General features: G+C 55.6%; 14 protein-coding genes and 1 tRNA gene. 13 read left to right on the forward strand and 2 right to left on the reverse strand.

Translation table 11 applies throughout. From position 1 onward, the window contains the following. The first annotated feature begins 3 nt into the window (after window positions 1-3). From OTG14_RS00135 to dinB, 7 genes are all read left to right on the forward strand, one after another. Window positions 4-1,239, forward strand: a complete 1,236-nt coding sequence (locus OTG14_RS00135) for an NADH:ubiquinone reductase (Na(+)-transporting) subunit B (RefSeq protein ID WP_048990109.1) — start codon at window positions 4-6, stop codon at window positions 1,237-1,239. After that, on the forward strand, window positions 1,232-2,026 hold the full coding sequence (locus OTG14_RS00140) for a Na(+)-translocating NADH-quinone reductase subunit C (RefSeq protein WP_267214422.1): 795 nt from the start codon (window positions 1,232-1,234) through the stop codon (window positions 2,024-2,026). The genes OTG14_RS00135 and OTG14_RS00140 overlap by 8 nt, the downstream gene beginning before the upstream one ends. Continuing rightward, window positions 2,019-2,657 carry an NADH:ubiquinone reductase (Na(+)-transporting) subunit D gene (locus OTG14_RS00145; RefSeq protein WP_024909466.1) on the forward strand — a complete coding sequence of 213 codons (639 nt, stop codon included), beginning with the start codon at window positions 2,019-2,021 and terminating at the stop codon, window positions 2,655-2,657. Before OTG14_RS00140 ends, OTG14_RS00145 begins: the two co-directional genes overlap by 8 nt. 6 nt (window positions 2,658-2,663) lie before the next feature. Then, the gene (gene nqrE, locus OTG14_RS00150; protein WP_023334613.1) at window positions 2,664-3,260 is read left to right on the forward strand and encodes an NADH:ubiquinone reductase (Na(+)-transporting) subunit E; all 597 of its coding nucleotides are present in this window, start codon (window positions 2,664-2,666) and stop codon (window positions 3,258-3,260) included. A gap of 10 nt (window positions 3,261-3,270) precedes the next feature. Continuing rightward, window positions 3,271-4,494: an NADH:ubiquinone reductase (Na(+)-transporting) subunit F gene (nqrF, locus tag OTG14_RS00155; RefSeq protein WP_148769533.1), complete on the forward strand. Its 1,224-nt coding sequence runs from the start codon at window positions 3,271-3,273 to the stop codon at window positions 4,492-4,494. Further along, window positions 4,494-4,697, forward strand: coding sequence for a (Na+)-NQR maturation NqrM (gene nqrM, locus OTG14_RS00160; RefSeq protein WP_023615899.1), 204 nt, complete (start codon window positions 4,494-4,496; stop codon window positions 4,695-4,697). Before nqrF ends, nqrM begins: the two co-directional genes overlap by 1 nt. A gap of 107 nt (window positions 4,698-4,804) precedes the next feature. Beyond that, window positions 4,805-5,863 carry a DNA polymerase IV gene (gene dinB / locus OTG14_RS00165; RefSeq protein ID WP_008500252.1) on the forward strand — a complete coding sequence of 353 codons (1,059 nt, stop codon included), beginning with the start codon at window positions 4,805-4,807 and terminating at the stop codon, window positions 5,861-5,863. 76 nt (window positions 5,864-5,939) lie between these two features. Here the strand turns inward: dinB and pepD are convergent, their stop codons facing one another. Further along, the gene (gene pepD, locus OTG14_RS00170; protein ID WP_267214423.1) at window positions 5,940-7,397 is read right to left on the reverse strand and encodes a cytosol nonspecific dipeptidase; all 1,458 of its coding nucleotides are present in this window, start codon (window positions 7,395-7,397) and stop codon (window positions 5,940-5,942) included. Window positions 7,398-7,657: 260 nt separating this feature from the next. Between pepD and gpt the strand changes: the two genes are divergently transcribed. The 3 genes from gpt (at window position 7,658) to crl (ending at window position 9,924) form a co-directional block, all read left to right on the forward strand. Continuing rightward, a complete protein-coding gene (gene gpt, locus OTG14_RS00175) occupies window positions 7,658-8,116 on the forward strand; it encodes a xanthine phosphoribosyltransferase (RefSeq protein WP_010427903.1) in 459 nt (152 codons plus the stop codon). A gap of 104 nt (window positions 8,117-8,220) precedes the next feature. After that, window positions 8,221-9,465, forward strand: coding sequence for an esterase FrsA (gene frsA / locus OTG14_RS00180; protein WP_045909843.1), 1,245 nt, complete (start codon window positions 8,221-8,223; stop codon window positions 9,463-9,465). Between the two features lie 57 nt (window positions 9,466-9,522). Next, window positions 9,523-9,924 (forward strand): sigma factor-binding protein Crl, encoded by a 402-nt coding sequence (gene crl / locus OTG14_RS00185; RefSeq protein ID WP_024909470.1) that lies wholly within the window; start codon window positions 9,523-9,525, stop codon window positions 9,922-9,924. 160 nt (window positions 9,925-10,084) lie between these two features. Here crl and phoE read toward each other — a convergent pair whose 3' ends face one another. Further along, a complete protein-coding gene (gene phoE / locus OTG14_RS00190; protein ID WP_148769531.1) occupies window positions 10,085-11,137 on the reverse strand; it encodes a phosphoporin PhoE in 1,053 nt (350 codons plus the stop codon). A 304-nt stretch (window positions 11,138-11,441) separates the two neighbouring features. Here phoE and proB point away from each other — a divergent pair, with 304 nt between their 5' ends. The 3 genes from proB (at window position 11,442) to OTG14_RS00205 (ending at window position 13,994) form a co-directional block, all read left to right on the forward strand. Further along, window positions 11,442-12,545 carry a glutamate 5-kinase gene (gene proB / locus OTG14_RS00195; RefSeq protein WP_008501877.1) on the forward strand — a complete coding sequence of 368 codons (1,104 nt, stop codon included), beginning with the start codon at window positions 11,442-11,444 and terminating at the stop codon, window positions 12,543-12,545. Window positions 12,546-12,556: 11 nt separating this feature from the next. Then, window positions 12,557-13,810, forward strand: a complete 1,254-nt coding sequence (gene proA / locus OTG14_RS00200) for a glutamate-5-semialdehyde dehydrogenase (RefSeq protein ID WP_032646979.1) — start codon at window positions 12,557-12,559, stop codon at window positions 13,808-13,810. Window positions 13,811-13,921: 111 nt separating this feature from the next. Continuing rightward, a tRNA-Thr gene (locus OTG14_RS00205) sits at window positions 13,922-13,994 on the forward strand. Window positions 13,995-14,218: the final 224 nt, after the last annotated feature.

The raw sequence follows: 14,218 nt of genomic DNA on the forward strand, positions 1-14,218 counted from the left end.
CCGATGGGCTTAAAACACCTCTTTGAAAAAATTGAGCCGCACTTTACCGAAGGGAAGCTCAAAAAGTACTACCCGCTGTATGAAGCAACGGCGACTATTTTCTACACGCCGGGGCTGGTGACGAAAGGCGCGGCGCACGTTCGCGACGCCATCGACCTTAAGCGGATGATGATCCTGGTGTGGTTTGCGGTCTTCCCGGCGATGTTCTGGGGGATGTACAACGTCGGTCTGCAGAGCATACCGGCGCTGCACCACATGTACGATGCGCAGCAGCTGGCGCAGGTGCTCCAGTCTGACTGGCACTACCGTCTGGCCCATTCGTTAGGGGTGAGCTTCGCTGCAGACGCGGGCTGGATCAGTATGATGACGCTGGGCGCGGTGTTCTTCCTGCCGATTTACCTCACGGTATTTATCGTGGGCGGCTTCTGGGAAGTGCTGTTTGCCATCATCCGTAAACACGAGATCAACGAAGGCTTCTTCGTGACCTCGATTCTGTTTGCCCTGATTGTCCCGCCCACCTTACCGCTCTGGCAGGCAGCGCTGGGCATCAGTTTCGGCGTGGTGATTGCCAAAGAGATCTTCGGCGGCACCGGGCGGAACTTCCTCAACCCGGCGCTGGCGGGACGTGCGTTCCTCTTCTTTGCCTATCCGGCGCAAATCTCAGGCGATCTGGTCTGGACGGCGGCAGACGGTTTTTCCGGCGCGACGCCGCTTTCACAGTGGGCAGCCCACGGTGGCGAAACGCTGGTGAACAACGCGACGGGTCAGCCAGTCACCTGGCTTGATGCCTTTATTGGCAACATTCCGGGCTCCATCGGTGAAGTCTCGACGCTGATGATTTTGCTTGGCGGGGCGATCATTCTTTTCGGACGTGTGGCCTCCTGGCGGATTGTGGCGGGCGTGATGATCGGCATGGTGCTGACCGCCACCCTGTTCAACGTTATTGGTTCTACTACCAACCCGATGTTCTCCATGCCGTGGTACTGGCATCTGGTGCTGGGGGGCTTCGCGTTCGGCATGATGTTCATGGCGACGGACCCGGTCTCGGCCTCGTTTACAGACAAAGGTAAATGGAGCTATGGCGTGCTCATTGGCGCGATGTGTGTCCTGATCCGCGTGGTCAACCCGGCGTATCCGGAAGGGATGATGCTGGCCATTCTGTTTGCCAACCTGTTTGCGCCGCTGTTCGACTACCTGGTGGTGCGGGCCAACATCAAGCGGAGGAAGGCGCGTGGCTGAGGTTAAAAATAACGACAGCATCAGCAAAACGCTGCTGGTGGTGCTGGTGCTCTGTCTGGTCTGTTCCATCGTCGTGGCCGGTTCTGCCGTGGGGTTAAAACCCCTGCAGCAGGAGCAACGCGCGCTGGATAAACAGCGCAACATTCTGGCCGTGGCCGGGCTGATGCAGGAAGGAATGAGCGCAGACGACGTTTCGGCCGTCTTTGCCGAACGTATTTCCGCGCAGCTGGTGGATTTAAAAACGGGTGAACTGCTGGATAAAGACCCGGCAACCTTCAACCAGGCGCTGGCGCTGAAAGATCCGCAGATGAGCGTGACGCTCGAGGCATCGCAAGATCCCGCCGGGATTAAGCGTCGCAGCAACCTGGCCGAAATTTACCTGGTGCGTGACCCCCAAAAACGCATTCAGGAAGTGGTACTGCCTGTTTACGGTAACGGGCTGTGGTCAATGATGTATGCCTTTGTGGCCCTGGATACGGATGGCCGCACGGTCAAAGGCATTACGTATTACGACCAGGGCGAAACGCCGGGGCTGGGTGGCGAAGTGGAAAATCCGAACTGGCGGGCACAGTTTGTCGGCAAGAAAGTGCTCGACGATAACGGTCTGCCTGCGCTGAAGGTGATGAAAGGGGCGGCACGTCCCGGTGACGACTACGCGGTCGATGGGCTTTCCGGCGCCACGCTTACCTCAAACGGGGTGCAGCACAGTTTTGATTTCTGGATGGGCGAGCTGGGCTTTGGTCCTTTCCTGAAAAACGTACGTGAAGGAGCGCTGAACAATGGCTGATACCGGTGAACTGAAAGAAGTGAAAAAGGTGCTCATTGGCCCACTGCTCGCCAATAACCCGATCACGCTGCAGGTGCTGGGCGTCTGTTCGGCACTGGCGGTAACGACCAAGCTGGAAACGGCGGTGGTGATGACGCTGGCCGTCACGCTGGTCACGGCGTTTTCGAGCATGTTTATCTCGATGATCCGCCACCACATTCCCAACAGCGTGAGGATCATCGTGCAGATGGCGATCATCGCCTCGCTGGTGATCGTGGTCGATCAGCTGCTGCGCGCCTTCGCCTATGAAACCTCCAAACAGCTCTCGGTGTTTGTCGGGCTGATCATCACCAACTGTATCGTCATGGGGCGTGCGGAAGCCTACGCCATGAAAATGCCGCCGCTGGCGAGCTTTATGGACGGTATCGGCAACGGCCTGGGCTACGGCGCGATCCTGCTGACCGTGGGGTTCCTGCGCGAGCTGATTGGCAGCGGCAAGCTGTTTGGCATCACGGTGCTGGACACGGTGCAAAACGGCGGCTGGTATCTGCCAAACGGCCTGTTCCTGTTGGCCCCTAGCGCATTTTTCATTATCGGTTTGCTGATCTGGCTGATTCGTACGCTGAAGCCAGAACAGCAGGAAAAGGAGTAACCGACGATGGCTCATTACCTGAGTTTGTTTGTGCGCGCGGTGTTTGTTGAAAACATGGCGCTCGCGTTTTTCCTCGGCATGTGCACGTTCCTTGCCGTGTCTAAAAAGGTCTCTACGGCATTTGGGCTGGGGGTGGCGGTCACCGTTGTGTTGGGGCTTTCGGTTCCGATTAACAATCTGGTGTACAACTTCGTGCTGCGGGACGGCGCGCTGGTGGAAGGGGTTGATCTCAGCTTCCTGAACTTCATCACCTTTATCGGGGTGATCGCGGCGCTGGTGCAAATCCTCGAGATGATCCTCGATAAGTACTTCCCGTCGCTGTACAACGCGCTGGGGATCTTCCTGCCGCTGATCGCGGTGAACTGCGCCATCTTTGGCGGCGTCTCGTTTATGGTTCAGCGTGATTACAACTTCAGTGAATCCGTGGTGTACGGTTTTGGTTCCGGCATCGGCTGGATGCTGGCGATAGTCACCATGGCGGGGATCCGCGAGAAAATGAAATATGCCAACGTGCCTGCGGGTCTGCGTGGCTTAGGGATCACCTTTATCACCACCGGGCTGATGGCGCTGGGCTTTATGTCCTTCTCCGGTGTGCAGCTATAAGGGCTAACAGATGGAAATTATCCTTGGCGTGGTGATGTTCACGCTGATTGTACTGGTGCTGTCAGGACTCATTCTGGCGGCGCGCGCGAAGCTGGTGAATTCCGGTGACGTGGTGATTGATATTAACGACGATCCGCAGAATCAGATCCGCACGCCTGCGGGAGATAAACTGCTCAACACGCTCTCCGGTAACGGTATTTTTGTCTCCTCAGCCTGCGGCGGCGGCGGCTCCTGCGGACAGTGCCGCGTGACGGTAAAAGAGGGCGGTGGCGATATTCTGCCCACCGAGCTGGCGCATATCACTAAGCGTGAGGCAAAAGAGGGCTGCCGTCTGGCCTGCCAGGTCGCGGTGCGCCAGAACATGAAGATTGAGCTGCCGGAAGAGATCTTCGGCGTTAAAAAATGGGAGTGCGAGGTTATCTCCAATGATAACAAAGCCACCTTTATTAAAGAGCTGAAGCTGCGGGTACCGGAAGGGGAAGATGTTCCGTTCCGCGCCGGGGGTTACATTCAGATTGAGTGTCCTGAGCATACCGTGGCGTATGCGGACTTCGACGTGCCTGAGGAGTACCGCGCCGACTGGGACAAATTCAATCTCTTCCGCTTTGTATCCGAGGTAAAAGAGCCGACGTTGCGCGCTTACTCCATGGCTAACTATCCGGAAGAGAAGGGCATTATTATGCTCAACGTGCGTATCGCCACGCCGCCACCGAATGTGCCGGATGCACCGCCGGGCGTGATGTCGTCATATATCTGGTCTCTGAAGCCGGGAGATAAGGTGACCATCTCCGGTCCGTTCGGGGAGTTCTTCGCGAAAGATACCGACGCGGAAATGGTCTTTATCGGCGGCGGTGCCGGTATGGCCCCGATGCGCTCGCACATTTTTGACCAGCTCAAGCGGCTCGGCAGCAAGCGTAAAATCAGCTTCTGGTACGGGGCGCGTTCGCTGCGCGAAATGTTCTATGACGACGAGTTTGAACAGCTGGCGCGTGAAAACCCGAACTTTACCTTCCATGTGGCGCTCTCCGATCCGCAGCCGGAAGATAACTGGACGGGCTATACGGGGTTCATCCACAACGTGCTGTATGAAAACTACCTCAAACAGCACCCTGCACCCGAGGACTGCGAGTTCTATATGTGTGGTCCGCCGATGATGAACGCCGCCGTGATTAAGATGCTGAAAGATCTCGGCGTTGAAGATGAGAACATCATGCTCGATGATTTTGGAGGCTGATGATGCTGACGTTTCTGGCAACCTTTGTGGTGTTTGTGCTTGTCATCTTCGGCATGTCGTTAGGCTGGATAGTTAAACGGAAAAGCATTCAGGGCAGCTGCGGCGGTATTTCCTCCATTGGGATGGAAAAGGTCTGCGACTGCCCGGAACCGTGCGATGCGCGGAAAAAAAGAATGGCCCGCGAGCAGCAGCGCATCATTTAATCTGCCAGGTCGGGTAAGGCGAAGCCACCACCCGACGATTCACACGTACACTTCTCAATCCTCATTTGTTTACTGTATACTTATCCAGTGATGAGTGAGGGCTTACTATGCGCAAAATAATCCATGTCGATATGGACTGCTTTTTTGCCGCAGTGGAGATGCGTGACAACCCGGCGCTGCGGGATATTCCCATCGCCATTGGCGGCAGCCGCGTTCAGCGTGGTGTCATCAGCACCGCCAACTATCCTGCGCGCAAATTTGGCGTGCGCAGCGCCATGCCGACGGCGATGGCCTTAAAGCTTTGCCCTCATCTCACGCTTCTGCCCGGGCGGTTCGACGCCTATAAAGAGGCTTCCCTTCATATTCGGGAAATCTTCTCCCGCTATACCTCTCTGATAGAGCCGCTGTCGCTGGACGAAGCCTATCTCGATGTGACCGACAGCGTGCATTGCCACGGCTCCGCCACCCTGATGGCGCAGGAGATCCGCCAGACGATTTTCAACGAGCTGAATCTGACGGCATCGGCGGGGGTGGCGCCCGTTAAATTCCTCGCCAAAATCGCCTCCGATTTAAATAAGCCCAACGGTCAGTACGTCATCACGCCGGAAGAGGTGCCTGCGTTTTTGAAAACGCTACCGCTCGGTAAAATCCCCGGCGTCGGGAAAGTCTCCGCTGCAAAGCTGGAAAGCATGGGGCTACGGACCTGTGAAGACGTGCAGCGAAGCGACCTCGCCATGCTGCTGAAGCGCTTTGGGAAGTTTGGCCGCGTGCTGTGGGAGCGCAGCCAGGGGATTGACGATCGCGATGTGAACAGTGAACGGCTACGGAAATCCGTCGGCGTTGAGCGCACCCTCATTGAAGATATTCATGACTGGTCCGAATGCGAAACCATTATCACGGAACAGCTTTACCCGGAGCTGGAGCGACGCTTAAGCAAGGTGAAGCCGGACCTGCTGATTGCCCGTCAGGGTATCAAATTAAAATTCAATGACTTCCAGCAGACCACGCAGGAACACGTCTGGCCGCGACTGAATAAAGACGATCTTATCGCGACGGCAAAAAAGGCATGGGAAGAAAGACGAGGCGGGCGAGGGGTGAGGCTGGTGGGATTGCACGTCACGCTGCTGGATCCGCAGTTAGAGCGACAGCTGGTATTAGGATTGTAAAAAAGCCCGGTGCGCTACGCTTACCGGGCCTGCGTTGTTCACCCTCTCCCTGTGGGAGAGGGCTGGGGTGAGGGAATTACTTAACGGGGATCGCTTTCAGCAGTTCAGTCAGCAGCGTCCAGTAGTGACCGACGCTTTCGATATGAACCTGCTCATCCGGCGAGTGTGGACCGGTAATGGTTGGCCCGATAGAAACCATGTCCATGTCCGGATACGGTTTCTTGAACAGACCACATTCCAGACCGGCGTGGATCACCTGAATGTTCGGGGTGCTGTTGAACAGACGCTGGTAGGTTTCACGCACCAGTGCCATCACCGGAGAGCTTGCATCCGGCTGCCAGCCCGGGTAGCTGCCTTTTGCAGACGTTTTCGCGCCCGCCAGCGTACCCAGCGATTCCAGCATGCTCACCACGTACTCTTTACCGCTGTCGATAAGGGAGCGGATCAGGCAGATGATCTCCGCGCTGTCGTCGCTCATGGTCACCACGCCCACATTCAGCGAGGTTTCCACCACGCCTTTCGCCACGTCAGAGTTGCGGATCACGCCGTTTGGCGTCGCGTTCAGCAGCTGAACGAAGGTGTCACGAGACTTCGCGGTCAGCGCGGCTTTATCCGTGGAGACGGATTCCAGCACCACGGTCAGGTTCTTCTCTTTCGCTGACAGTTCGTTTTTCAGGATATCCAGATATACGGTGGAGAGTTTTTTCAGCTCGTCGGCTTTTGCCGCCGGTACAGCCACGGTGGCGAAGGCTTCGCGTGGGATCGCGTTGCGCAGGGTACCGCCGTTGAAATCAACCAGACACAGATCCAGCTCAGCCGCATGGCCTGCCAGGAAGCGCGCCAGCAGCTTGTTGGCGTTGCCCAGACCCAGGTGAATATCGCCGCCGGAGTGGCCGCCCTTCAGACCTTTCAGCGTCAGCTTGAAGGTCTGGAAACCGGCAGGAATCGCTTCGCGTGACAGCGGCAGGGTAGAGATGAAATCAATCCCGCCCGCGCAGCCCATGTAGATCTCACCTTCTTCTTCAGAGTCGGTGTTGATCAGGATATCCGCCTGCAGCCAGTTCGCCTGCAGACCGAACGCGCCGTCCATGCCTGCTTCTTCGGTCATGGTCAGCAGCACTTCCAGTGGACCGTGCTCAACGCTGTCGTCAGCCAGTACCGCCAGCGCAGAGGCCATACCGATGCCGTTATCCGCGCCCAGGGTGGTGCCGCGTGCTTTCACCCAGTCGCCGTCGATGTACGGCTGAATAGGATCTTTAGTGAAGTCGTGAACGGTGTCGTTGTTCTTCTGTGGCACCATGTCCAGGTGCGCCTGCAGCACAACCGGTTTGCGGTTTTCCATGCCTGCGGTGGCGGGTTTGCGGATCAGAATGTTGCCAACCTGGTCACGTTCCGCATGCAGACCTTTTTCCTTCGCCCAGCCCATAATATGTTCGGCAAGCTGTTCTTCATGGTAGGAAGGGTGTGGAATGGAGCAGATTTTGGCAAAAATATCCCACAGCGGCTGCGGAGATAATTGAGACAGTTCAGACACGATAAGTCTCCTTGTCGAGGCGCTGCAAACAAGGTTGCAGGTCACAGGGTTAGCAGGTTAATAGTTACCACAAGTCAGGCTTGCGAGATGAAACTGAGAATACCACTTTCTCTGCTGGCTGGTAGCATAAAGCATGTAAAAACACAGGCAGAGGGCGCTAAACACTGGTTTTTAGTGCGCCAGATCTCTATAATCTCGCGCAACCTATTTCCCCCTCGAACACTTTTTAAGCCGTATAAAAACAGGCTGGGACACTTCACATGAGCGAAAAATACGTCGTCACCTGGGACATGTTGCAGATTCACGCCCGCAAACTGGCTGCGCGTCTGATGCCTTCCGAACAGTGGAAAGGCATTATTGCCGTCAGCCGTGGCGGTCTGGTACCGGGGGCGCTGCTGGCACGTGAGCTGGGTATTCGTCATGTCGATACCGTTTGCATCTCCAGCTATGACCATGACAACCAGCGTGAGCTGACCGTGCTGAAACGCGCGGAAGGCGACGGTGAAGGTTTCATCGTGATTGATGACCTGGTGGATACCGGCGGTACTGCGGTCGCTATCCGCGAAATGTATCCGAAAGCACATTTCGTCACTATCTTCGCGAAACCTGCTGGCCGCCCGCTGGTTGACGATTACGTGATTGATATCCCGCAGGATACCTGGATTGAACAGCCATGGGATATGGGCGTGGTCTTCGTACCGCCGATTTCAGGCCGTTAATACCAGTACGTAACTTTACACGCCCGGCTATGCCGGGCGTTGTTCTTTTTGGCCTGCCACGCGTTACAATAGTCTTCATATGACGTATTCATGGAGGCAACGCAATGACGCAGGCGAATCTCACCGAGACACTTTTCAAACCCCGTTTCAAACACCCTGAAACGTCGACGCTGGTGCGTCGCTTTAATCCGGGTACCCAGCCTGCCGTCCAGTCCGCGTTAGACGGTAAAAACGTGCCCCACTGGTATCGTATGATTAACCGCCTGATGTGGGTCTGGCGCGGTATCGATCCTCGTGAAATCCTTGACGTGCAGGCGCGTATCGTGATGAGTGAAGCCGAGCGTACCGACAGCGAACTCTATGATACGGTAGTGGGCTATCGCGGCGGAAACTGGATCTACGAGTGGTCTAAACAGGCAATGCTCTGGCAGCAGAAAGCCACCCAGGAAGAGGATGCCACGCGCAGCGGCAAGCACTGGCTGCATGCGGCCAATCTCTACGCCATTGCCGCGTATCCACATCTGAAAGGTGATGAGCTGGCCGAGCAGGCACAGGCGCTGGCGAATCGCGCCTATGAAGAGGCGGCTCAACGCCTGCCGGGCCAGATGCGCGAACTCGAGTTTACCATTCCGGGTGGGTCATCCATTACCGGGTTCCTGCATATGCCTGAAGGTGAAGGCCCGTTCCCGACCGTCCTTATGTGCGGTGGGCTGGATTCGTTGCAGATCGATTATTACAGCCTGTATGAGCGTTACTTCGCACCAAAAGGGATCGCCATGCTGACGCTGGATATGCCCTCAATCGGCTTCTCCTCCAAATGGAAACTGACTCAGGATTCCAGCCTGCTGCACCAGCATGCGCTAAAAGCGCTGGAAAACATTCCGTGGGTCGACCACACCCGCGTGGCGGCATTTGGCTTCCGCTTTGGTGCAAACGTCGCGGTGCGTCTGGCTTACCTTGAATCTTCTCGCCTGAAAGCCGTCGCCTGCCTTGGTCCGGTCGTTCACGCCCTGCTCAGCGATCCTGCACGCCAGGGGAGCGTACCTGAAATGTACCTTGATGTGCTGGCCAGCCGTCTTGGCATGCATGATGCATCAGACGAAGCGCTGCGCGTTGAGCTCAATCGCTACTCGTTAAAAACGCAAGGGTTGCTGGGACGTCGCTGCCCAACGCCGATGCTGTCGGGATTCTGGAAAAACGATCCGTTCAGTCCGGAAGAAGAGTCGCGCTTAATCACGTCGTCATCTGCGGATGGCAAATTGCTAGAAGTGCCGTTCAGCCCGGTCTATCAGAATTTCGATAAAGCGCTGAAAGAGATTACGCGCTGGATCGCTCAGAGATTGTGTTAATAGATTGCTAAATTTTGCTGGTTTGGTAAAACAGTGGCTTCACAAAAGGAGATCGCAATGACGTTACCGAGTGGACACCCGAAAAGTAGACTGATTAAGAAGTTTATGGCTCTCGGCCCGTATATTCGAGAAGAGCAGTGTGAAGAGAATCGCTTTTTTTTCGACTGCCTGGCTGTATGCGTCAACGTGAAGCCTGCACCCGAAAAACGTGAATTCTGGGGCTGGTGGATGGAAATGGAAGCAGAGGAAAAACGCTTTACGTATAGCTACCAGTTTGGCCTGTTTAATAAAGACGGCAACTGGCAGGCGACCTCTATTAAAGATCAGGAAGTGATTGACCGCCTGGAATATACGCTAAAAGAGTTCCATGATAAGGCTCGCGCACTGCTGGCGACTCTTGATCTCAAGCTCGAGCCCGCAGATAACTTTTCCAGCGAAGCGGTGAAGCTGACTGCCTGATGGTGTCCCAGCGCCTGGTGGCGGCTTCGCCTTACCCGGCCTACAAAAAATGATGGTTTTCTCCCTCTCCCCGTGGGAGAGGGCCGGGGTGAGGGCACCAGCCCGCATTAATCCCCGAAATAAAAAAAACCGGCACAGGCCGGTTTTTTATTTCGCATCATCAGAACTGGTAGGTCATACCCAGGGCAACGATGTCATCGCTGCTCACGCCCAGTTTATTTTTGTCGTCAATCTGGTTGATTTTATAATCAACAAAGGTGGACATATTTTTGTTGAAGTAATAGGTCGCGCCAACGTCAATGTATTTCACCAGATCTTCGTCACCAATACCTTCGATATCTTTGCCTTTAGACTGGACATAACCCAGGGACGGGCGCAGACCAAAGTCGAACTGATATTGTGCGACCACTTCAAAGTTTTGCGCTTTATTTGCAAATCCGCCAGAAATTGGCGTCATATTGCGGGTTTCTGAATACATCGCTGCCAGATAAATATCGTTCGCGTCATATTTCAGACCGGTTGCCCAGGCTTCTGCTTTCTGGCCCTGGCCACGCGCCAACAGGTTCTGCGCATTGGTGCGGTCAGAGTTGGTGTAAGCGCCGCTGACGGCGAAATCGCTGCCGCCGAAGTCATAGCTCAGAGAGGTACCAAAACCGTCACCGTTCTGTTTCTTGGCGTCACGGTTTTCGTTTTTGCCCTGGTACTGCAGGGTCATGTCCAGGCCGTCAACCGCGCCGAAGAAGTCGGTGTTACGATAGGTAGCAAGACCGGTAGCACGCTTAGTCATGAAGTTATCGGTCTGCGCGGAAGAGTCGCCGCCGAATTCAGGGAACATGTCGGTCCATGCTTCAACGTCATACAGGGCACCCAGGTTACGACCGTAATCCAGAGAACCAAAGTTTTTCAGCTTCAGGCCCGCGAACGCCAGACGGGTTTTCTGAGAGGAGTCGCTCTCGGCTTTGTTACCCGCAAATTCAGATTCCCAACGGCCATAGCCCGTCAGCTGATCGTTAATCTGGGTTTCGCCTTTAAAACCGAAACGAACGTAAGTCTGATCGCCATCTTTGGTGGCATCATCGCTGATGTAGTGCATGGCTTTCACTTTGCCGTACACGTCCAGCTTATTACCATCTTTATTATAAACTTCAGCTGCGTGAACGGATGCAGAAGCCACTACGCCCATAACCATTAATGCCAGAGTGCTCTTTTTCATTTTCGATCCTGTCTTATAAACGCGCTAAAAAATTCGCTGGACGTTAAGCTCATGCTTAAGTCCCGTGAAAAAACAGGAAGGGTTTTATCGTTCTGGAATGAAACTTTTATGACAAACTAAGAATAATTTTAAAAAACTGTGATTTATTATTTCGGTAATAAAAGTGTCAAATTCTCCCGCTACGCTTCCTGATCCCGCGCAACAAAGTGTTTCGCGATGTGCTAAGGCAGTTGGCAACGGGGCTGACTCCTGCTAAAACGTTCGTTCGACATTACTTTCCCTTATCGTTGAACGGCAGAGAATCATGAGTGACAGCCAGACGCTGGTGGTAAAACTCGGTACCAGTGTTTTAACAGGCGGATCGCGCCGCCTAAATCGCGCCCACATTGTTGAGCTTGTACGTCAGTGCGCTCAGTTACATGCCGCAGGGCATCGTATTGTGATTGTGACCTCCGGGGCGATTGCCGCCGGGCGTGAACACCTGGGTTACCCCGAACTCCCCGCGACGATCGCCTCCAAACAGCTGCTGGCCGCCGTGGGGCAAAGCCGACTCATTCAACTCTGGGAACAGCTGTTCTCTATCTATGGCATCCACGTCGGGCAGATGCTGCTGACGCGTGCGGATATGGAAGACAGAGAGCGCTTCCTGAACGCCCGCGATACCCTGCGCGCGCTGCTGGACAACAATATCGTTCCGGTCATTAACGAGAACGATGCCGTTGCTACCGCTGAAATCAAAGTAGGCGATAACGATAACCTCTCTGCGCTGGCCGCCATTCTGGCCGGTGCCGATAAATTACTGCTTCTGACCGATCAGCAGGGGCTGTTCACTGCCGATCCGCGCTCTAACCCGGAAGCCGAGCTGATTACCGACGTTCACGGTATCGACGATGCGCTGCGCGCCATCGCCGGTGACAGCGTGTCCGGCCTCGGAACGGGCGGCATGGGGACCAAGCTGCAGGCCGCTGACGTGGCGTGCCGCGCCGGTATCGACACCATCATTGCGGCGGGCAGCCGCCCTGGCGTGATTGGTGACGTGATGGAAGGCATCTCGGTCGGCACCCGCTTCCACGCTCAGGAATCCCCGCTGGAAAACCGTAAACGCTGGATATTTGGCGCGCCGCCTGCGGGCGAACTCGTCGTCGATGAAGGGGCAACCGCCGCGATTCTGGAACGAGGAAGTTCATTACTTCCTAAAGGAATTAAAAGCGTGACAGGCAACTTCTCCCGTGGTGAAGTGATCCGTATCCGTAACCTCGAAGGCCGCGACATCGCCCACGGCGTAAGCCGCTATAACAGCGATGCCCTGCGCCGCATCGCGGGTCACCACTCACAGCAGATCGACGCCATTCTGGGCTATGAATATGGCCCGGTTGCCGTACATCGCGATGACATGATTATTCGTTAAGGAGCCAGAACATGCTGGAACAAATGGGCGCCGCCGCGAAGGCCGCCTCTTACAAACTGGCGCTCCTTTCCAGCCGCGAGAAAAACCGCGTGCTGGAAAAAATCGCTGATTATCTGGAATCACAGTCCCAGGAAATTTTGCTCGCCAACGAACAGGATTTACTGGAAGCGCGCCGCAACGGTCTGAGCGAAGCGATGCTCGACCGTCTGGCGTTGACCCCGGCCCGCCTGAAAGGCATCGCCGACGATGTTCGTCAGGTCTGCAATCTGGCCGACCCGGTAGGGCAGGTGATCGACGGTGGGCTGCTCGACAGCGGTTTACGCCTGGAGCGCCGCCGCGTGCCGCTCGGCGTTATCGGCGTCATTTATGAAGCCCGTCCAAACGTGACGGTGGATGTCGCCTCCCTGTGCCTGAAAACCGGCAACGCCGCTATTCTGCGCGGTGGGAAAGAGACCTGGCGTACCAACGCCGCGACGGTGAAAGTCATTCAGCAGGCGCTGGAAGAGTGTGGCTTACCGGCGGGTGCCGTACAGGCGATCGAGAGCCCAGACCGCGCGCTGGTCAACGAAATGCTGCGCATGGACAAATACATCGACATGCTGATCCCACGCGGCGGCGCTGGCCTGCACAAGCTGTGCCGCGAGCAGTCGACGATTCCGGTGATCACCGGCGGTATCGGCGTGTGCCATATCGTGGTCGACGATAGCGCTGAGATTGCACCGGCGCTGAAGATTATCGTTAACGCGAAGACCCAGCGTCCAAGCACCTGTAACACCGTTGAAACGCTGCTGGTGCATCAGGATATTGCGAACACCTTCCTGCCAGCCCTGAGCAAACAGATGGCAGAGAGCGGCGTGACGCTGCATGCTGACGCCAGTGCGCTCGCGCTGCTGCAGGATGGCCCGGCTAACGTGGTTCCCGTCAACGCGGAGCAGTACGACGACGAGTTCCTGTCACTGGATCTGAATGTGAAAATCGTGAGCGATCTTGACGACGCGATTGCGCACATCCGTGAGCATGGCACGCAGCATTCTGACGCCATCCTGACGCGTACGCTGCGCAATGCCGATCGCTTCGTGAACGAAGTGGATTCCTCTGCGGTGTATGTAAATGCCTCCACCCGATTCACCGACGGCGGCCAGTTCGGCCTCGGCGCTGAGGTGGCGGTCAGCACGCAGAAACTGCACGCGCGCGGTCCGATGGGGCTGGAAGCGCTGACCACGTACAAGTGGATCGGCTTCGGCGACGATACGATTCGTGCGTAAATAATAACGGGTGATGCAAAAGTAGCCGTTTGATTCAAAAGGGCATTGACGCATCACCCGGATAGATCTAACCTTTTGCCCCGTGGTTACACTCGTAACCGGCCTCTCAGGGCCGATATAGCTCAGTTGGTAGAGCAGCGCATTCGTAATGCGAAGGTCGTAGGTTCGACTCCTATTATCGGCACTCACACAACAAAATCCTTTAAAAACAATAAGTTAAGACGATTTTTATTCTCAAGATACAACCTTTTTTTAAGGGATTCTATGACCAACAGTTGCCGCTATGGTTAACAGTGGCTATTCAGGGATGTTAGCACGTAGCGGCCTGTAGTTGTAAAGCTCGAACAGGTACAAAGCGTGAACAGTCCCCACGAACCGCTATCAACTCGAAGCTGATGACGCTGCCAA

This window comes from Enterobacter pseudoroggenkampii (assembly GCF_026420145.1).
GTDB classification, from domain to species: Bacteria; Pseudomonadota; Gammaproteobacteria; order Enterobacterales; family Enterobacteriaceae; genus Enterobacter; species Enterobacter pseudoroggenkampii.